Origin of the sequence: Escherichia sp. WS338 (assembly GCF_046486405.1) — a bacterium.
Classification (GTDB): Bacteria; Pseudomonadota; Gammaproteobacteria; order Enterobacterales; family Enterobacteriaceae; genus Escherichia; species Escherichia coli.
Genome location: NZ_JBJQLL010000002.1, coordinates 41070 through 59184, shown reverse-complemented (window position 1 = coordinate 59184; position 18115 = coordinate 41070). Strand labels below are relative to the sequence as shown.

General features: G+C 50.0%; 20 protein-coding genes and 1 riboswitch. Of the genes, 14 read left to right on the top strand and 6 right to left on the bottom strand.

Annotated features, from left to right (window positions below):
* Positions 1-45: 45 nt before the first annotated feature.
* Together rcnB and rcnA are read right to left on the bottom strand one after the other, a co-directional pair.
* A complete protein-coding gene (rcnB, locus tag ACJHWT_RS01730) occupies positions 46-384 on the bottom strand; it encodes a Ni(II)/Co(II) efflux transporter accessory subunit RcnB (protein ID WP_000153067.1) in 339 nt (112 codons plus the stop codon).
* Positions 385-602: 218 nt separating this feature from the next.
* Positions 603-1427, bottom strand: a complete 825-nt coding sequence (rcnA, locus tag ACJHWT_RS01725) for a nickel/cobalt efflux protein RcnA (RefSeq protein ID WP_021539233.1) — start codon at positions 1425-1427, stop codon at positions 603-605.
* Between the two features lie 121 nt (positions 1428-1548).
* On the opposite strand from rcnA, the gene rcnR reads away from it, so the two are divergent.
* From rcnR to ACJHWT_RS01700, 5 genes are all read left to right on the top strand, one after another.
* Positions 1549-1821: a Ni(II)/Co(II)-binding transcriptional repressor RcnR gene (rcnR, locus tag ACJHWT_RS01720; RefSeq protein ID WP_000019944.1), complete on the top strand. Its 273-nt coding sequence runs from the start codon at positions 1549-1551 to the stop codon at positions 1819-1821.
* A gap of 91 nt (positions 1822-1912) precedes the next feature.
* Positions 1913-2009, top strand: a riboswitch (TPP riboswitch).
* A gap of 34 nt (positions 2010-2043) precedes the next feature.
* Complete coding sequence (thiM, locus tag ACJHWT_RS01715; protein ID WP_001195614.1) at positions 2044-2832, top strand: hydroxyethylthiazole kinase; 789 nt, start codon at positions 2044-2046, stop codon at positions 2830-2832.
* On the top strand, positions 2829-3629 hold the full coding sequence (gene thiD, locus ACJHWT_RS01710) for a bifunctional hydroxymethylpyrimidine kinase/phosphomethylpyrimidine kinase (protein ID WP_021539232.1): 801 nt from the start codon (positions 2829-2831) through the stop codon (positions 3627-3629). Before thiM ends, thiD begins: the two co-directional genes overlap by 4 nt.
* A 64-nt stretch (positions 3630-3693) precedes the next feature.
* Positions 3694-4512, top strand: a complete 819-nt coding sequence (locus ACJHWT_RS01705) for a glycoside hydrolase family 25 protein (RefSeq protein WP_021539231.1) — start codon at positions 3694-3696, stop codon at positions 4510-4512.
* Between the two features lie 51 nt (positions 4513-4563).
* Complete coding sequence (locus ACJHWT_RS01700; protein WP_000434038.1) at positions 4564-5310, top strand: GntR family transcriptional regulator; 747 nt, start codon at positions 4564-4566, stop codon at positions 5308-5310.
* Here the strand turns inward: ACJHWT_RS01700 and ACJHWT_RS01695 are convergent.
* The 3 genes from ACJHWT_RS01695 to ACJHWT_RS01685 are packed head-to-tail and all read right to left on the bottom strand — an operon-like array spanning position 5284 to position 8524.
* Positions 5284-6249 (bottom strand): carbohydrate kinase family protein, encoded by a 966-nt coding sequence (locus tag ACJHWT_RS01695; protein ID WP_000011940.1) that lies wholly within the window; start codon positions 6247-6249, stop codon positions 5284-5286. The two genes, ACJHWT_RS01700 and ACJHWT_RS01695, sit on opposite strands and share 27 nt — an antisense overlap.
* Positions 6246-7250 carry an ADP-ribosylglycohydrolase family protein gene (locus tag ACJHWT_RS01690; RefSeq protein WP_001563635.1) on the bottom strand — a complete coding sequence of 335 codons (1005 nt, stop codon included), beginning with the start codon at positions 7248-7250 and terminating at the stop codon, positions 6246-6248. Before ACJHWT_RS01690 ends, ACJHWT_RS01695 begins: the two co-directional genes overlap by 4 nt.
* Positions 7247-8524 (bottom strand): nucleoside permease, encoded by a 1278-nt coding sequence (locus tag ACJHWT_RS01685; protein WP_021539230.1) that lies wholly within the window; start codon positions 8522-8524, stop codon positions 7247-7249. Before ACJHWT_RS01685 ends, ACJHWT_RS01690 begins: the two co-directional genes overlap by 4 nt.
* 256 nt (positions 8525-8780) lie before the next feature.
* Between ACJHWT_RS01685 and fbaB the strand changes: the two genes are divergently transcribed.
* From fbaB to ACJHWT_RS01645, 8 genes are all read left to right on the top strand, one after another.
* Positions 8781-9833 (top strand): class I fructose-bisphosphate aldolase, encoded by a 1053-nt coding sequence (gene fbaB, locus ACJHWT_RS01680; RefSeq protein WP_000129551.1) that lies wholly within the window; start codon positions 8781-8783, stop codon positions 9831-9833.
* Positions 9834-10064: 231 nt separating this feature from the next.
* Positions 10065-10919 carry a tagatose-bisphosphate aldolase subunit GatY gene (gene gatY, locus ACJHWT_RS01675; protein WP_001362262.1) on the top strand — a complete coding sequence of 285 codons (855 nt, stop codon included), beginning with the start codon at positions 10065-10067 and terminating at the stop codon, positions 10917-10919.
* 28 nt (positions 10920-10947) lie between these two features.
* Entirely contained in the window at positions 10948-12210 is a 1263-nt protein-coding gene (gene gatZ, locus ACJHWT_RS01670) for a tagatose-bisphosphate aldolase subunit GatZ (protein ID WP_021539229.1), read from the top strand.
* Positions 12211-12219: 9 nt separating this feature from the next.
* The gene (gatA, locus tag ACJHWT_RS01665) at positions 12220-12672 is read left to right on the top strand and encodes a PTS galactitol transporter subunit IIA (RefSeq protein WP_000182900.1); all 453 of its coding nucleotides are present in this window, start codon (positions 12220-12222) and stop codon (positions 12670-12672) included.
* Positions 12673-12702: 30 nt separating this feature from the next.
* Positions 12703-12987, top strand: coding sequence for a PTS galactitol transporter subunit IIB (gatB, locus tag ACJHWT_RS01660; RefSeq protein WP_000823288.1), 285 nt, complete (start codon positions 12703-12705; stop codon positions 12985-12987).
* A gap of 3 nt (positions 12988-12990) precedes the next feature.
* On the top strand, positions 12991-14346 hold the full coding sequence (locus ACJHWT_RS01655; RefSeq protein WP_000490679.1) for a PTS galactitol transporter subunit IIC: 1356 nt from the start codon (positions 12991-12993) through the stop codon (positions 14344-14346).
* 47 nt (positions 14347-14393) lie between these two features.
* Positions 14394-15434 carry a galactitol-1-phosphate 5-dehydrogenase gene (gene gatD / locus ACJHWT_RS01650; protein WP_000844230.1) on the top strand — a complete coding sequence of 347 codons (1041 nt, stop codon included), beginning with the start codon at positions 14394-14396 and terminating at the stop codon, positions 15432-15434.
* 105 nt (positions 15435-15539) lie between these two features.
* Complete coding sequence (locus ACJHWT_RS01645; protein ID WP_001295426.1) at positions 15540-16313, top strand: DeoR/GlpR family DNA-binding transcription regulator; 774 nt, start codon at positions 15540-15542, stop codon at positions 16311-16313.
* 81 nt (positions 16314-16394) lie between these two features.
* Here ACJHWT_RS01645 and yegS read toward each other — a convergent pair whose 3' ends face one another.
* On the bottom strand, positions 16395-17294 hold the full coding sequence (gene yegS / locus ACJHWT_RS01640; protein WP_000807362.1) for a lipid kinase YegS: 900 nt from the start codon (positions 17292-17294) through the stop codon (positions 16395-16397).
* Between the two features lie 414 nt (positions 17295-17708).
* Here yegS and yegR point away from each other — a divergent pair, with 414 nt between their 5' ends.
* Positions 17709-18026, top strand: a complete 318-nt coding sequence (gene yegR, locus ACJHWT_RS01635) for a protein YegR (RefSeq protein WP_000716757.1) — start codon at positions 17709-17711, stop codon at positions 18024-18026.
* Positions 18027-18115: the final 89 nt, after the last annotated feature.

Here is an 18115-nt window from a genome sequence, read left to right as displayed (position 1 = left end):
TATTAAGGTGTCTGCATTCCCCCCTCTCTCCGAGGGGGCTTTTTTTTAGCGATGATAAAAAATCTCACCGTCGTAGGCTTTAATGATTTTACCGTCGGTGTCGCTGATCAACACGTACGCGCCACCCATATAGGTCCAGTGCGTCCCGGCATCAGGCGCGGGCAGGTTACGTAACTGCCACTGCTTAATGTTGTACTCATCGGTGCGGTACATCTCTGGGACGGTGTCACCTGGTTTGAAATGCTTAAAGTCAGCAATGAAACTGCTTAACTCATACTTAGAAATTCCCGAGGTATTGGTCGAACCCGCGGTGGCTGGTGCGGCCCAGGCGGCACTGGTAACCAGCAAAAGCGCACCCAGCAACATCTTATTTTTAATGGTCATAAACTCTCCACTTTGGGGATCTGTAATATCAGTCGCATATCTTTCCTGCCATACAATATAACTGACAAGCGATATTTTGTTAGTGATCCCATGATTTCGTAAAAAGTGTAAATGAAAGGATGCCCTAAAAGCATCCTTAGCGAGCAGAGAGTCAGCGGAAATAGCTGATTTAAGAATCATCCTGGGCTGAAGATAACATGCAAGCCTAAAGGATTGAGTTATCGCATTATGCCCATGAAGCCATGTACGCCCATATACACACCAACTAAGCCAATCAACAGACTGGAAAAATAGGGAGCGCGTTTAGCGAGAGTGTTAAATCCGCTCCAGCGTTTTGCGACCTGCTGAACGCTGATTGCTGCGCCAACGCCTACGGTGACAAGCGTTAACGCCAGGCCGAGGCTGAAACTGACGACCAGTGTTGCGCCCAGTGTCAGGGCTTTCAACTGAATGCAAATCAACAGCACGGTAATTGCTGCCGGGCAGGGGATAAGGCCACCGGTTAAGCCAAATAGCAAAATTTGCCAGTTGGTGACCTCTCTACCATCAAAGCGTCGTTTAATGTCATTGGCATGGGCTCGTGCATGGGCATCCTGATACTCGCCATGTTCGTGATGGTGATGATGTCCATGGTCGTGGTGATCTTCGTGATCGTGCTGATGATGCTCATGATCATGCTCGTGCATATTCTCCAGCCAGTTGCGTTCGCCGCGCCAGGTACGCCAGAACATCCAGAACGCGGTGCTAATAATGATCACTGCGGAAATCAACTGGAGCCACGGTTCTGCTGATTGAGCAGTAAAGCGTTTGCTGATCACCATCCCGCCAAAGGCAATTAACCAGACCACTGCGGTATGCGAAATGGTTGCTGCCAGTCCGAGCATCACCGCCTGTTTAATGGTGCCTTTGATGGCGATGATAAACGCCGCCATCATCGTTTTTGAGTGCCCCGGTTCCAGGCCATGAAGCGCACCAAGTAAGATGGCGCTGGGGATGAAGAACCAGGCGTTTCCTTGCTGAAGAAGTGTTGTAAATTCGGTCATGATAATAATTCTTAGTATTAATTCGGCAATCTGATTCTACTCCCCCCCCAGTACCTGATACTACCCCCCAGTAGATTAATAGTGCTATGATTTTTCATATTCTTGTTAACCAGGTGTTGCCATGTCTCATACAATCCGTGATAAACAGAAACTGAAAGCGCGTGCCAGTAAGATTCAGGGCCAGGTCGTGGCGCTCAAGAAAATGCTCGACGAGCCGCACGAATGCGCTGCAGTTTTACAACAGATTGCTGCTATCCGTGGCGCGGTGAACGGTCTGATGCGGGAAGTGATTAAAGGTCATCTGACGGAACACATCGTTCACCAGGGGGATGAGCTAAAACGTGAAGAAGATCTGGATGTCGTTCTGAAGGTGCTGGATTCATATATCAAATAATTTATTAACGCGATTGTAAAACTGCCGTTTTTCCTCGTTTACAACGCGTGCGCTGGACATTACCATCCTCCTTTGCGATTTATCATCGCAACCAAACGACTCGGGGTGCCCTTCTGCGTGAAGGCTGAGAAATACCCGTATCACCTGATCTGGATAATGCCAGCGTAGGGAAGTCACGGACCACCAGGTCATTGCTTCTTCACGTTATGGCAGGAGCAAACTATGCAAGTCGACCTGCTGAGTTCAGCGCAATCTGCGCACGCGTTACACCTTTTTCACCAACATTCCCCTCTTGTGCACTGTATGACCAATGATGTGGTGCAAACCTTTACTGCCAATACCTTACTGGCGCTCGGTGCATCGCCAGCGATGGTCATCGAAACCGAAGAGGCCAGTCAGTTTGCGGCAATCGCCAGTGCGTTGCTGATTAACGTTGGCACGCTGACGCAGCCACGCGCACAGGCGATGAGTGCTGCCGTTGAGCAAGCAACACGATCACAAACGCCCTGGACGCTTGATCCGGTTGCGGTTGGTGCGCTCGATTATCGCCGCCGTTTTTGTGTGGAACTTCTGTCCCATAAGCCAACCGCCATACGTGGTAATGCTTCGGAAATCATGGCATTAGCTGGCGTTGCTAATGGTGGACGGGGAGTGGATACCACTGATGCCGCAGCTAACGCGATACCCGCTGCACAAACACTGGCACGGGAAACTGGCGCAATCGTCGTGGTCACTGGCGAGGTGGATTATGTTACCGATGGACATCGTATCATTGGCATTCACGGTGGCGATCCGTTAATGACCAAAGTGGTAGGAACTGGCTGTGCACTATCGGCGGTTGTCGCTGCCTGTTGTGCGCTACCAGGCGATACGCTGGAAAATATCGCATCTGCCTGTCACTGGATGAAACAAGCCGGAGAACGCGCAGTCGCCAGAAGCGAGGGGCCAGGCAGTTTTGTTCCACATTTCCTTGATGCGCTCTGGCAATTGACGCAGGAGGTGCAGGCATGAAACGAATTAACGCTCTGACGATTGCCGGTACTGATCCGAGTGGTGGTGCGGGGATTCAGGCCGATCTTAAAACCTTCTCGGCACTTGGCGCTTATGGTTGCTCAGTTATTACTGCACTGGTGGCGCAAAATACCCGTGGCGTACAGTCGGTGTATCGCATTGAGCCTGATTTTGTCGCCGCCCAGCTCGATTCGGTGTTCAGCGATGTGCGAATCGACACCACTAAAATCGGTATGTTGGCGGAAACCGATATTGTTGAAGTGGTGGCAGAACGGTTGCAACGTTATCAGATCCAAAACGTGGTACTCGACACCGTTATGCTGGCAAAAAGCGGCGACCCGCTGCTTTCACCTTCGGCGGTTGCTACGCTGCGCAGTCGATTATTGCCACAGGTTTCATTAATAACGCCAAACTTGCCCGAAGCCGCCGCCTTGCTCGACGCGCCACACGCGCGCACCGAACAGGAAATGCTGGAACAAGGGCGATCGCTGTTGGCGATGGGCTGTGGCGCAGTACTAATGAAAGGTGGTCATCTGGATGATGAGCAAAGCCCGGACTGGCTGTTTACCCGCGAGGGTGAACAACGGTTTACCGCACAGCGCATTATGACCAAAAACACTCACGGCACTGGTTGTACGCTCTCTGCGGCGTTGGCTGCACTGCGCCCGCGCCATACAAACTGGACTGACACCGTACAGGAGGCAAAAAGCTGGCTTTCATCGGCATTAGCCCAGGCCGACACGCTGGAAGTTGGTCACGGTATTGGTCCGGTTCACCACTTCCACGCCTGGTGGTGAGCACCGTACTATAGCTGCTTTGGTTATTGTCAGCCTTTGGCGCTGACATTCAGGGATGAAACCAATGCAGCTGAGAATCACCAGTCGAAAAAAATTCACCGCTTTATTATGCGCTCTTGGGCTAATTTCCATCGTTGCAATTTATCCGCGTCAGACGGTGAATTTTTTCTATTCGACAGCAATTCAGATTAAAGACTACATCCACTTCTACGGTTATCGCCCGGTTAAATCTTTCGCTATTCGCATTCCTGCCAGTTACACCATTCACGGAATAGATGTTTCGCGCTGGCAGGAGCGGATCGACTGGCAGCGGGTGGCAAAAATGCGCGACAACGGTATCCGCTTACAGTTTGCTTTTATTAAGGCGACGGAAGGCGAAAAGCTGGTGGACCCCTATTTTTCGCGTAACTGGCAACTAAGCCGCGAAAATGGCCTGCTGCGCGGGGCGTATCATTATTTCTCCCCGTCAGTATCCGCTTCAGTTCAGGCGCGATTATTTCTGCAAACGGTGGATTTCTCACAAGGTGATTTCCCTGCCGTGCTGGACGTAGAAGAACGGGGAAAATTATCGGCAAAAGAATTACGCAAGCGGGTAAGTCAGTGGCTAAAAATGGTCGAAAAAAGTACGGGGAAAAAGCCGATTATTTACTCAGGAGCCGTTTTTTATCACACGAATCTGGCGGGCTATTTCAATGAATATCCGTGGTGGGTGGCTCACTACTATCAACGTCGTCCGGACAATGACGGAATGGCCTGGCGCTTCTGGCAGCATTCCGACCGTGGACAGGTAGATGGCATTAATGGTCCGGTGGATTTTAATGTGTTTAATGGCACGGTGGAGGAGTTGCAGGGATTCGTTGATGGGATTAAAGAAACGCCTTAAATAAGAAGCAGTGATATACTCCCACCAGACTCCCTGGCAGGAAAAAGACAAATGGAACAAGCGCATACCCAGCTGATTGCCCAACTGAACGAACGTATTTTAGCGGCGGATAACACGCCGCTTTATATTAAGTTTGCCGAAACGGTAAAAAATGCCGTGCGCAGCGGGGTGCTGGAGCATGGCAATATTTTGCCCGGTGAGCGTGATTTAAGTCAGTTAACCGGCGTTTCGCGCATTACGGTGCGCAAGGCGATGCAGGCGCTGGAAGAAGAGGGCGTGGTGACGCGTTCGCGTGGTTACGGCACGCAGATCAACAACATCTTCGAATACTCGTTGAAAGAGGCGCGAGGTTTTTCTCAGCAGGTGGTGTTGCGCGGGAAAAAGCCCGATACGCTATGGGTTAACAAGCGTGTCGTGAAATGTCCCGAAGAAGTCGCGCAGCAGCTGGCGGTCGAAGCGGGAAGTGATGTCTTTTTGCTTAAGCGTATTCGCTATGTCGATGAAGAGGCGGTATCGATTGAGGAATCGTGGGTTCCGGCACATTTAATTCATGATGTTGATGCCATCGGGATTTCTCTTTATGACTACTTCCGCAGCCAGCACATTTACCCACAACGTACGCGTTCCCGCGTTAGCGCCCGGATGCCGGATGCCGAGTTTCAGTCACATATTCAGTTAGATAGCAAAATACCGGTGCTGGTGATCAAGCAAGTGGCGCTTGACCAACAGCAACGGCCTATTGAGTACAGCATCAGCCACTGTCGCAGCGATCTATACGTTTTTGTGTGCGAGGAGTAGTTCCTCGCGCGTTGGCGCACAATCACCGCCCCGATGCCCGACAACCCACGACGCCACTGCATTGCCCAGTAATACGGCATCCGCCAGTGGCAGACCAGAGGCCAGCCCTGCTAGTACGCCACCGGCATGACTGTCGCCCGCCCCAATGGTGTCTACAACTTGCGTTGGAAATGCCGGAATGCAGCCAGAAGCGTCGTTGCTGAAATACCATGCGCCCTCTTTATCGAGACGAACGATCAACGGCGCGGCAAATTTCTCCTGCCATTGCTTGCCAAGTGTTGTTATCTCTGCGGATAAAGCAAAACGTTCGGCGGCAATCTCAGCCTCCTGACGATTGAGTGACACTAAAGGTCGACAGGCCATGATCCGCGCCAGTAATGCATCCGGGATATCGCCAATACGTGGGCCAAAATCGATAAATGGCGTCACGTCTTGCAGCTCTTCCAGCCATTCCACTAACAATTCGCCGCAGGGCGAGGCCAGTTGATAACCGGAAAAATAGAGCAGGCTGCCAGGCGCAACGGTTAATCGCGCCAGCCACTGGCGATTCCACTGATTTTCCACACCGCTGAATGACATAAAAGTGCGTTCGCCATCCGGCTCAACCAGCGCCAGACACCAGCCGTTATCACCTTCGGCGTTATCGATCAGGCTGATTAAGCCCTCTTTTGCCATCCGGTTGCGAATAATCTCCGCCCACACGCCCTGACCGAGCGGCAAGGCATTACCCGCTTCGATGCCGAGGCGCTTTAACGCCACGGCAATATTCAGTGCGCAGCCGCCAACGTTAACGCTCTGCTGTTTCAGTTCGATATCGCACCCACGCCAGGGGAGGGCATAAGCGTCGGCGATCACATCAATGACCGCCGCGCCGACGACCATCACTGGCTGACGCGTGGCTAATTCAGGCAGCAGCGTGTGTAATCGAGCGCCGCTCATATCGCCTCCCGTTGTTGGCGATACTTCGCCAGCGCCGTGGCATAGCGGTTGAAATCAAGCTGATTTACTGCATCCAGTTCCGCCTTTAACGCAGGATCGATAGCGTTAACGCCATGCAACGCGCCACAAATTGCCGTCGCCATAGCACCGATGGTGTCTGTGTCGCCGCCAAGGTTAGCGCACAGGACGGCGCAACGGTTCGGGTCGGTTTGTGCCAGTTCAACCAGCGCAATGGCGCACGGAACGGACTCAATAGTGCTGGTACCTGCGCCAACGACCTGGTAAAGCTGTTCGCTGGCGGATTCGGTGCCGTCGGCATTGCGCACAATTTTCAGCGCAATCTCCAGACGTGCTGCCAGTGAGGCGCTGAAGGTAGTGATGCGTTTTTGTTGAGCATGTCGCGCAATTGAAGGCAGTGAATCAACAATCGCTGACCAGCTTTCTCCGTCAATGGCACGAGAAATCGCCCATGCGATGACTACCGCCCCCGCAACCGCCAGATCGGATTTATGTGTCGGGCTGGAGGCCAGCGCCACATCATCAATAAAGGAATCAACATCACGCGCCGGAAGCAAACAACCTAATGGCGAGACGCGCATCGCTGCGCCGTTGGTCACGCCGTTGTTTTCCAGTTCAGCAACGGGTTTACCGTCGCGAATGGCGTTGAGAGCAATCTTCGAGGTCGGACCTAGTACGTTTTTGTTAAAGGCGTCGAAACGCAGCGCCCAGTCGAGAATATTACGCCCAATCAGATCCGGATCGATCTTGCCTTCACGTTCCAGTAACGCATCCGCCAGACACAGCGCCATCGAGGTATCGTCGGTGAATTCGGCGCGGTTAAAATAACAGGCCGCGTTATTCTCCTTTGGCCCAGGCAGAAAACGGTCAATCCAGCCAAAGTACGCTTTGACGCGACTGCGCGGCCAAAGCTCGGAGGGCATCCCCATCGCATCCCCTAACGCCTGCCCATAAAGAGCACCGAGAATACGTTCTGTTTTCATTTAACTTCCCCTTGTGTCAACGCAATATCGCGATCATCGACCTTGATAGCCGTAATTTCGTTGTCGGATTCGCGGAAAAAAATCATGAACAGCACGGCGATAATGGCAATCATCACCGCGCCGAAAGTCCACATCCCGGACCAGTTGAAAGTCAGTCCGTTTACCGGTTCCTGATAAGCGAACATCTTTTCCATCATCACACCGCCAAGACGATAGCCGAGCAAACTGCCGAAGCCCTGGCAGCAGAGCGTGATCAGCCCCTGCGCGGCGGTACGCATATGCACGGGGGCTTTTTTATCGACATAGATGTAAGCGGTAACGTAGTAAAAATCGTAACTGACGCCGTGCAGCAAAATGCCGAGGAACAGTAACGCGTAGGTGAAATATTCATCCGCACTACCGTAAATAAAGAAGCCATAGCGGATCGCAGCGGTGACCAGACCAAGCAACAATACCTTTTTGATACCAAAGCGTTTAGTGAAAAACGGCAATGCCAGCATAAAGAAGATTTCAGAGAACTGGCCGAGCGTCATCCAGCCGGTGGCGTTTTTCATGCCGACTTCTGTCAGATAACCGTTGGCAAAGATGTAATAGAACGCCAGTGGCATCGCAAACAGGAATGAACAGAAGAAAAAGACGAGGAAGTTCTTATCGCGCAGCAGGATCAGCGCATCCAGGCCGAGCATGACTTTAATATCCATTTTGCCGGTGCTTTTGGGTGGCGTGTCTGGCAGGAAAAACGCAAACACACCAAGCAGAGCAGAACTTCCGGCGGTAATCAGCAGCGGGATGTTCGTCGGTGAGATATCGGCATACCCCAGCATTTGCGGCAAGAAACCACATGCCAGACCAGAGGCAATCCAGCCGATAGTGCCCATCACACGAATGCGCGGGAAATCAAGCTCCACATCCGGCACGTTGGCAAAAGCGATACTGTTAGTCAGCGCAATGGTCGGCATATAGGTTAGTGAGTAGGCCAGCAGTAACGGGAAGAACCCGGCAAAAGTGGTCTGTTGCGCAGCGAAATACATCAGCACCGCACCAGCGAACATCAATACCGCCAGCACTTTTTGCGCCGAGAAAAAGCGGTCAGTGATGGAGCCAACCAGAATCGGCGACAGGATCGCCGCAATGGCGGTACAGGCATACGACCAGCCAATTTCTCCGGCACTAAAACCGCTTTTACTTAACCACAACCACAATGGCACAAACCACGCGCCCCAGATAAACCATTCAACAAACATCATGAACGACAGCTTTGCTGTTGTTTTCATCTTTTAATTCCTTCATGACAGGTAATGTAAGGTACGCGATGACAATACCACTTAGTAATACCTTTTAAATACCTTTGCGGTGAAAACTTGACCGCGGTAACATTTTTTCTGATGAATCGAGCCAACAGAAAACGCTGAAAAAACATCCAAAAGATGGAAAAACTCGCCCGTAACGACCAGGATTATGATTGCCCGCAAAAGGCGGGCCAGGACAATCCATAGCCGATATCCAATCGGAATTTACGGGAGCATAGTAATGACAGATATTGCGCAGTTGCTTGGCAAAGACGCCGACAACCTTTTACAGCACCGTTGTATGACTATTCCTTCTGACCAGCTTTATCTCCCCGGACATGACTACGTAGACCGCGTGATGATTGACAATAATCGCCCGCCAGCGGTGTTACGTAATATGCAGACGTTGTACAACACCGGGCGTCTGGCTGGCACAGGATATCTTTCTATTCTGCCGGTTGACCAGGGCGTTGAGCACTCTGCCGGAGCTTCATTTGCCGCTAACCCGCTCTACTTTGACCCGAAAAACATTGTTGAACTGGCGATCGAAGCGGGCTGTAACTGTGTGGCGTCAACTTACGGCGTGCTGGCATCGGTATCGCGGCGTTACGCGCATCGCATTCCATTCCTCGTCAAACTTAATCACAACGAGACGCTAAGTTACCCGAATACCTACGATCAAACGCTGTATGCCAGCGTGGAGCAGGCGTTCAATATGGGCGCGGTGGCGGTTGGTGCGACTATCTATTTTGGCTCGGAAGAGTCACGTCGCCAGATTGAAGAAATTTCTGCGGCTTTTGAACGTGCGCACGAGCTGGGCATGGTGACAGTGCTGTGGGCCTATTTGCGTAACTCCGCCTTTAAGAAAGATGGCGTTGATTACCATGTTTCCGCCGACCTGACTGGTCAGGCGAACCATCTGGCGGCAACCATAGGTGCAGATATCGTCAAACAAAAAATGGCGGAAAATAACGGCGGCTATAAAGCGATTAATTACGGTTATACCGACGATCGAGTCTACAGCAAACTGACCAGTGAAAACCCGATTGACCTGGTGCGTTATCAGTTAGCTAACTGCTATATGGGCCGGGCCGGGTTGATAAACTCCGGCGGTGCTGCAGGCGGTGAAACTGACCTCAGCGATGCAGTGCGTACTGCGGTTATCAACAAACGCGCAGGCGGAATGGGGCTGATTCTTGGACGTAAGGCGTTCAAGAAATCGATGGCTGACGGCGTGAAACTGATTAACGCCGTGCAGGACGTTTATCTCGATAGCAAAATTACTATCGCCTGATGTGCTTTGTACGACCAGCACTGCCACGTATGACGGATAAGGCGTTTACACTGCATCCGGCATAAAATAACGCGCACTTTGCTACGGCTTCCCTATCGGGAGGCCGTTTTTTTTGCCTTTCACTCCTCGAACAATTTTCATATTGTCGTTTTTTGTGATCGTTATCTCGACATTTAAAAACAAATCATTTCATTATATTTTGAAATCGAAAACAAACGACAGGATATGAAAATGTACGTGGTATCGACAAAGCAGATGCTGAACAACGCACAGCGCGGCGGTTATGCGGTTCCGGCATTCAATATTCACAATCTCGAAACGATGCAAGTGGTGGTAGAAACCGCTGCCAACCTGCATGCGCCGGTCATCATCGCCGGAACGCCTGGCACATTTACTCATGCCGGTACAGAAAATCTGTTGGCGCTGGTCAGCGCGATGGCGAAGCAATATCACCATCCACTGGCAATTCATCTCGACCATCACACGAAATTTGACGATATCGCTCAGAAGGTTCGTTCTGGCGTGCGCTCAGTCATGATTGACGCCTCGCATTTGCCTTTTGCGCAAAATATTTCACGGGTCAAAGAGGTGGTGGATTTTTGCCATCGCTTTGATGTCAGCGTCGAAGCGGAGCTGGGGCAACTTGGCGGCCAGGAAGATGATGTGCAAGTCAATGAAGCCGATGCGTTGTACACCAACCCTGTTCAGGCGCGTGAATTTGCCGAGGCAACCGGAATTGATTCCCTGGCGGTCGCCATCGGCACGGCTCATGGTATGTATGCCAGCGCACCGGCGCTTGATTTTTCTCGACTGGAGAACATTCGCCAGTGGGTGAACTTACCGCTGGTGCTGCATGGCGCGTCAGGGTTATCGACTAAGGATATTCAGCAAACCATCAAACTGGGGATATGCAAAATCAACGTTGCAACGGAGCTGAAAAATGCCTTCTCGCAGGCGTTAAAAAATTACCTGACCGAGCACCCCGAAGCGACCGATCCCCGTGATTATTTGCAGTCGGCTAAATCTGCAATGCGCGATGTGGTGAGCAAAGTGATTGCCGATTGTGGCTGCGAGGGCAGGGCATAACGCACCTGCCATTTAACAAGGAAAAAACATGAAAACGTTAATTGCCCGGCATAAAGCTGGTGAACATATTGGCATATGTTCAGTCTGTTCTGCACATCCGTTGGTTATCGAAGCGGCGCTGGCATTTGATCGCAACAGCACGCGTAAAGTGCTGATTGAAGCAACGTCAAACCAGGTCAATCAATTTGGCGGTTATACCGGAATGACACCGGCAGACTTTCGCGAATTTGTTTTTGCGATTGCCGATAAAGTCGGATTTGCTCGTGAGCGTATTATTCTCGGCGGCGACCATCTGGGACCAAACTGCTGGCAGCAAGAAAATGCGGATGCGGCGATGGAAAAATCCGTCGAGCTGGTAAAGGCATATGTTCGTGCCGGCTTCAGTAAAATTCATCTTGATGCGTCAATGTCCTGCGCGGGGGATCCTATACCGTTAGCGCCAGAAACGGTTGCGGAACGAGCTGCCGTGCTTTGCCACGCGGCGGAGAGTGTGGCGACAGATTGCCAGCGTGAGCAACTGAGCTATGTCATTGGCACCGAAGTTCCGGTTCCGGGCGGTGAGGCCAGCGCCATTCAGTCAGTACATATCACCCAGGTTGAAGATGCCGCCAATACTTTACGCACGCATCAAAAAGCGTTTATTGCCCGCGGTCTGGCAGAGGCGTTAACACGCGTGATTGCCATCGTGGTGCAGCCGGGTGTGGAATTTGACCATAGCAATATTATTCATTATCAGGCGCAAGAAGCTCAGGCGCTGGCGCAATGGATAGAAAAAACCAAAATGGTTTATGAAGCGCATTCCACCGATTACCAGACTCAGACGGCCTATCGGGAATTAGTTCGCGATCATTTTGCAATTTTGAAAGTCGGTCCGGCATTAACCTTTGCTTTACGTGAGGCGATATTTGCGCTGGCACAAATTGAGCAGGAACTCATCGCTCCAGAAAATCGCAGCGGTTGCCTGGCGGTAATTGAAGAAGTGATGTTTGACGAACCGCAATACTGGAAAAAATATTATCGTACGGGTTTTAACGATTCATTACTGGATATTCGTTACAGCCTGTCGGATCGTATTCGTTATTACTGGCCGCATAGTCGGATTAAAAATAGCGTCGAAACGATGATGGTGAATCTGCAAGGCATGGAAATCCCTCTGGGCATGATTAGTCAGTATCTTCCTAAACAATTTGAACGCATTCAGTCCGGGGAATTATCAGCAATACCGCATCAGTTGATTATGGATAAAATTTATGATGTTTTGCGCGCCTATCGCTACGGCTGTGCGGAATAAGGACGGTATATGACTAACCTGTTTGTTCGTAGCGGAATTTCTTTTGTCGATCGTAGCGAAGTTTTAACCCATATCGGTAATGAGATGCTCGCGAAAGGTGTGGTTCATGATACCTGGCCACAGGCATTAATTGCCAGAGAAGCAGAATTCCCTACCGGGATAATGCTTGAGCAGCACGCCATTGCAATACCGCATTGTGAGGCGATTCATGCTAAGTCGTCAGCCATTTATCTGTTAAGGCCAACAAATAAAGTTCATTTTCAGCAAGCGGATGATGATAACGACGTGGCGGTATCGTTGGTGATTGCGTTAATTGTGGAAAATCCGCAGCAGCAATTGAAACTTTTACGCTGTTTATTTGGCAAGTTACAACAGCCCGAGATCGTCGAGACACTAATCACTCTTCCTGAAACCCAGTTAAAGGAATACTTCACAAAGTATGTTTTAGATTCAGACGAATAAATCCCTCTGTAACAATAAAAAGGACTATTTATGAAACGCAAGATTATTGTCGCTTGCGGAGGCGCGGTTGCGACCTCTACGATGGCGGCGGAAGAAATTAAAGAGTTGTGTCAGAGTCATAATATTCCTGTTGAATTAATCCAGTGTCGGGTTAATGAAATAGAAACCTATATGGATGGCGTGCATTTGATATGCACCACTGCCAGGGTGGATCGAAGTTTTGGCGATATTCCGTTAGTTCACGGCATGCCTTTTGTTTCTGGTGTCGGTATCGAAGCATTACAAAATAAAATTCTGACTATCTTACAGGGGTGACCTATGTTTTCAGAAGTCATGCGTTATATTCTCGACCTCGGCCCTACGGTGATGCTGCCGATTGTCATCATTATTTTTTCTAAAATATTAGGCATGAAGGCAGGCGATTGCTTTAAAGCAGGTCTGCATATCGGGATTGGCTTTGTTGGTATTGGCCTTGTGATTGGCTTAATGCTGGATTCCATTGGCCCGGCGGCGAAAGCGATGGCGGAAAATTTCGACCTGAATCTGCATGTGGTCGATGTCGGCTGGCCGGGCTCTTCACCCATGACCTGGGCGTCGCAAATTGCGCTGGTGGCGATTCCGATTGCGATTCTGGTTAACGTGGCGATGTTACTGACCCGTATGACGCGGGTGGTAAATGTTGATATCTGGAATATCTGGCATATGACCTTCACCGGCGCGTTGCTGCATCTGGCAACCGGTTCATGGATGATAGGGATGGCGGGTGTGGTAATTCACGCGGCGTTTGTTTATAAGCTCGGCGACTGGTTTGCCCGCGATACCCGAAATTTCTTTGAGCTGGAAGGCATTGCTATTCCGCACGGTACGTCGGCGTATATGGGGCCGATTGCGGTGCTGGTCGATGCTATCATCGAGAAAATCCCAGGCGTTAACCGAATTAAATTTAGCGCCGATGATATTCAGCGCAAATTTGGCCCTTTTGGCGAACCGGTCACCGTGGGTTTTGTGATGGGGCTGATTATCGGCATCCTCGCGGGTTACGATGTCAAAGGTGTATTGCAGCTGGCGGTAAAAACGGCGGCAGTTATGCTGCTGATGCCACGGGTGATTAAACCCATCATGGATGGTTTAACGCCCATCGCTAAGCAGGCCCGTAGTCGTTTACAGGCGAAGTTCGGCGGTCAGGAGTTCCTGATTGGCCTTGATCCGGCGTTGCTGCTGGGGCATACGGCGGTGGTATCGGCAAGCCTGATTTTTATCCCGCTCACCATTTTAATTGCTGTTTGTGTTCCGGGTAATCAGGTACTGCCGTTTGGCGATCTTGCAACTATCGGCTTCTTTGTGGCGATGGCAGTTGCCGTGCATCGTGGAAATCTGTTCCGCACCTTAATCTCGGGTGTCATCATTATGAGCATCACCCTGTGGATCGCGACGCAAACTATTGGTTTGCACACCCAACTGGCGGCTAATGCTGGGGCGTTAAAAGCCGGGGGTATGGTGGCTTCAATGGATCAGGGCGGTTCTCCCATTACCTGGTTACTGATTCAGGTTTTCTCCCCGCAAAATATTCCCGGTTTCATTATTATCGGCGCCATTTATCTCACCGGTATTTTCATGACCTGGCGTAGGGCGCGCGGCTTTATCAAACAAGAGAAAGTCGTTCTCGCAGAATAATTTTTACCTGAGGGGGAGGTTATCCCCCTTAACAATCAGGAGTTTTTATGAAATCAGTGGTGAATGATACTGATGGTATCGTGCGCGTAGCAGAAAGCGTCATTCCTGAAATTAAACATCAGGATGAGGTGCGGGTAAAAATTGCCAGCTCGGGCTTATGTGGTTCCGATTTACCCAGGATATTTAAAAATGGTGCACATTATTATCCAATAACGTTAGGCCATGAATTTAGTGGCTATATTGATGCGGTGGGATCCGGTGTTGATGATTTACACCCCGGCGATGCGGTTGCCTGTGTGCCGTTATTACCCTGTTTTACTTGTCCAGAGTGTCTGAAAGGGTTTTATTCCCAGTGCGCAAAATATGATTTTATTGGCTCACGGCGTGATGGTGGATTTGCCGAATATATTGTCGTTAAGCGAAACAATGTCTTTGCACTACCTGCGGATATGCCTATTGAGGATGGCGCTTTTATTGAACCGATTACCGTTGGCCTGCATGCGTTCCATTTAGCGCAAGGATGTGAGAATAAAAACGTTATTATTATTGGTGCCGGAACCATTGGCCTGCTGGCAATTCAGTGCGCTGTCGCGCTGGGAGCAAAGAGTGTGACGGCTATCGACATTAGCTCAGAAAAACTGGCACTGGCAAAATCTTTCGGTGCGATGCAAACATTTAACAGCCGTGAAATGAGCGCGCCGCAAATACAGGGCGTTTTACGCGATCTGCGCTTTAATCAGCTTATCCTCGAGACGGCTGGCGTCCCGCAAACCGTCGAACTGGCGGTAGAGATTGCCGGTCCTCATGCCCAACTGGCGCTGGTAGGCACGTTGCATCAGGATCTGCATTTAACATCTGCAACGTTTGGCAAAATATTGCGTAAAGAGCTGACGGTTATCGGCAGTTGGATGAACTACTCCAGCCCTTGGCCGGGGCAGGAGTGGGAAACGGCGAGCCGGTTGCTGACAGAACGTAAGTTAAGCCTGGAGCCATTAATCGCTCACCGTGGAAGCTTTGAAAGCTTCGCCCAGGCGGTGCGTGACATCGCTCGTAATGCCATGCCGGGCAAAGTGTTGCTCATTCCCTGAAACCGCGGGCCAGCGTGATGCAGGCCCGGTATTGTGCAAAACAGATCATTCACCAATGGTCCCCCTTCGTTTACACTAGCCACAATTGAATATGGGTAAATGACGATGAATTCATTCGAGCGAAGGAATAAGATCATCCAATTAGTGAATGAACAGGGAACCGTGCTTGTTCAGGATCTGGCGGGAGTATTTGCTGCCTCGGAAGCGACAATCCGTGCCGATTTGCGCTTTCTCGAACAAAAAGGCGTGGTTACGCGCTTTCATGGCGGTGCGGCGAAAATAATGTCCGGTAATAGCGAAACCGAGACCCAGGAAGTCGGGTTTAAAGAGCGATTTCAGCTCGCCAGCGCGCCGAAAAACAGAATAGCGCAGGCGGCAGTCAAAATGATCCACGAAGGGATGACCGTTATTCTCGACAGCGGAAGTACCACAATGCTTATCGCCGAAGGTTTAATGACCGCCAAAAATATCACGGTGATTACCAACAGTCTCCCGGCGGCGTTTGCCCTTTCCGAAAATAAAGACATTACTCTGGTCGTCTGTGGTGGGACCGTCCGCCATAAAACACGCTCGATGCATGGTTCCATTGCCGAGCGTTCATTGCAGGATATTAATGCCGATTTAATGTTTGTCGGTGCTGATGGTATTGATGCGGTTAATGGTATTACGACCTTTAATGAAGGTTATTCGATTAGCGGGGCGATGGTCACCGCCGCAAATAAAGTGATTGCCGTTCTCGATTCATCGAAATTTAATCGTCGCGGTTTTAATCAGGTACTGCCAATCGAAAAAATCGACATTATTATTACCGACGATGCTGTGTCAGAGGTGGATAAACTGGCATTGCAGAAGACACGGGTGAAATTAATTACGGTGTAGTATTGTTCTGTATGCCGGATAATGTTTTTACACCGCATCCGGCATTACGGATTCTCCCTGGTTCAAGAGAGAATAGTGTGATTAACGCAACAATGGGCAATCTGGTGGTAATCGACAACGCAACGCCGCCGGAAGTATTTCAATATGAAAGTTTTGTCCGCTCAACGGTTCGCCATCAAGATTAAAAGTGATTTCGTGTGGGGCTTGTATATCAAACCACGACGAAGCGCCTTCGATAATATTCGGGTTATCTTCGTCAGATTTTAATGTTGATACGAGAGCCGGAAGAATTTCATCGCCGGTAAAAATGCGCAGTTGCAGCAAGCCATCGTTAATTAACGCGTTCGGGCACAATTGCTGACCGCCACCGGCCTGACGCCCGTTACCAATACCAATGACCAGGGCGTCACCTTGCCAGTGAAAGTTTTCACCGCGGATCTCACAACGGTCCGGTTGCAGAGTATCCATGCGCATTAAGCCATGAATGATGTAAGAGACGCCACCCAGCGCGGCTTTTAATTTTTCCGGCGTTTCTGTGGTAATACGCGTCCCAAATCCGCCTGTCGCCATATTAATAAAACAGGTTTGTTTATTGACCTGCGCCATATCTATCGCAATGGCGTTACCGGCAATTGCCAGTTTCAGCGCCTTATCCAGTGCCTCAGGAATCCCTACACTGGTGGCAAAATCATTGGCGGTTCCTAATGGTAAAATTCCCAGCGCGGGTATGTCATCCCCCTCACACTGAATCAACGCCGTAGAAACTTCATTAATGGTGCCATCGCCACCACCGGCAATCACCGTTGCGACGCCCAACTTCCGTGCCTCCTCTACATATCGTGCGGCATCGCCTTTCTCCCAGGTGACCCGCACATGGATCGTCATTCCTTCCTCACGCAACAGCATAATTGCTTCGCGCAAGGGTAGATTGTCAGTACTTTTGCCATTAAGAATCAGTAAGCTGGCGGGAAATTCTGCCATGATCGTATGTGCCTTTATGATTGGACTGTAGATAGTGTAGAGCAGAAAAGAAAAGGTGGAGTCAAAACAGGATGAAAGTCGGAGGATAAAAAGTCAGTTCAAGTATGGAGGATTCAGTGGTTACCACCAGGAGCTTGCAATGGGAACAGCGAATATTAACGGTAGCCACCAGTAAATTTGAAAAAAGAGCAAATATCTAATATTCAACTAAACAGTGGCATCTTAAATATACTATTCAAAATATATTTAAGCCCCCCATAGGGTTACCCGGAAGGGCCACCATGTCTGTAATTCCTACTTATGTAGGAAATGTTGTACAGAACATTTATTATAATCCTATTCAAATATAATAATCAGCCATTATTATATTTAAACACTAGAGAGTGTCGTTGGTATTTAATGGGGAAAGGTGAGATGAAAAAGATAGCTGCTATATCATTAATTAGTATTTTTATTATGTCTGGTTGTGCTGTGCATAATGATGAGACAAGTATCGGTAAATTTGGTCTTGCATATAAAAGTAATATTCAGCGTAAACTCGATAACCAATACTACACCGAAGCCGAAGCTTCTTTAGCCAGGGGCAGAATATCTGGTGCAGAAAATATAGTAAAAAATGATGCAGCCCATTTCTGTGTTACTCAGGGCAAAAAAATGCAGATAGTTGACCTGAAGACAGAAGGTGCAGGATTACATGGCGTCGCTCGTCTGACATTCAAATGTGGAGAGTGAGAATATTTTTTGGTAAGCGTCAAACATGCGCGTTCTGGCTGTGCGTAGCCGGAACCTGGGCGAGCACGATGCCGTTATGTGAAAGGCAT

Bases quoted from the DNA above. Each gene is read 5' to 3' on its own strand.
- ACJHWT_RS01655 (WP_000490679.1), top strand. From the start codon at position 12,991: ATGTTTTCAGAAGTCATGCGTTATATTCTCGACCTCGGCCCTACGGTG.
- ACJHWT_RS01685 (WP_021539230.1), bottom strand. From the start codon at position 8,524: ATGAAAACAACAGCAAAGCTGTCGTTCATGATGTTTGTTGAATGGTTT.
- gatY (WP_001362262.1), top strand. From the start codon at position 10,065: ATGTACGTGGTATCGACAAAGCAGATGCTGAACAACGCACAGCGCGGC.
- rcnB (WP_000153067.1), bottom strand. From the start codon at position 384: ATGACCATTAAAAATAAGATGTTGCTGGGTGCGCTTTTGCTGGTTACC.
- gatB (WP_000823288.1), top strand. From the start codon at position 12,703: ATGAAACGCAAGATTATTGTCGCTTGCGGAGGCGCGGTTGCGACCTCT.
- fbaB (WP_000129551.1), top strand. From the start codon at position 8,781: ATGACAGATATTGCGCAGTTGCTTGGCAAAGACGCCGACAACCTTTTA.
- ACJHWT_RS01645 (WP_001295426.1), top strand. From the start codon at position 15,540: ATGAATTCATTCGAGCGAAGGAATAAGATCATCCAATTAGTGAATGAA.
- yegS (WP_000807362.1), bottom strand. From the start codon at position 17,294: ATGGCAGAATTTCCCGCCAGCTTACTGATTCTTAATGGCAAAAGTACT.
- ACJHWT_RS01700 (WP_000434038.1), top strand. From the start codon at position 4,564: ATGGAACAAGCGCATACCCAGCTGATTGCCCAACTGAACGAACGTATT.
- gatD (WP_000844230.1), top strand. From the start codon at position 14,394: ATGAAATCAGTGGTGAATGATACTGATGGTATCGTGCGCGTAGCAGAA.
- gatA (WP_000182900.1), top strand. From the start codon at position 12,220: ATGACTAACCTGTTTGTTCGTAGCGGAATTTCTTTTGTCGATCGTAGC.
- ACJHWT_RS01705 (WP_021539231.1), top strand. From the start codon at position 3,694: ATGCAGCTGAGAATCACCAGTCGAAAAAAATTCACCGCTTTATTATGC.
- ACJHWT_RS01690 (WP_001563635.1), bottom strand. From the start codon at position 7,250: ATGAAAACAGAACGTATTCTCGGTGCTCTTTATGGGCAGGCGTTAGGG.
- rcnA (WP_021539233.1), bottom strand. From the start codon at position 1,427: ATGACCGAATTTACAACACTTCTTCAGCAAGGAAACGCCTGGTTCTTC.
- yegR (WP_000716757.1), top strand. From the start codon at position 17,709: ATGAAAAAGATAGCTGCTATATCATTAATTAGTATTTTTATTATGTCT.
- rcnR (WP_000019944.1), top strand. From the start codon at position 1,549: ATGTCTCATACAATCCGTGATAAACAGAAACTGAAAGCGCGTGCCAGT.
- ACJHWT_RS01695 (WP_000011940.1), bottom strand. From the start codon at position 6,249: ATGAGCGGCGCTCGATTACACACGCTGCTGCCTGAATTAGCCACGCGT.
- thiM (WP_001195614.1), top strand. From the start codon at position 2,044: ATGCAAGTCGACCTGCTGAGTTCAGCGCAATCTGCGCACGCGTTACAC.
- gatZ (WP_021539229.1), top strand. From the start codon at position 10,948: ATGAAAACGTTAATTGCCCGGCATAAAGCTGGTGAACATATTGGCATA.
- thiD (WP_021539232.1), top strand. From the start codon at position 2,829: ATGAAACGAATTAACGCTCTGACGATTGCCGGTACTGATCCGAGTGGT.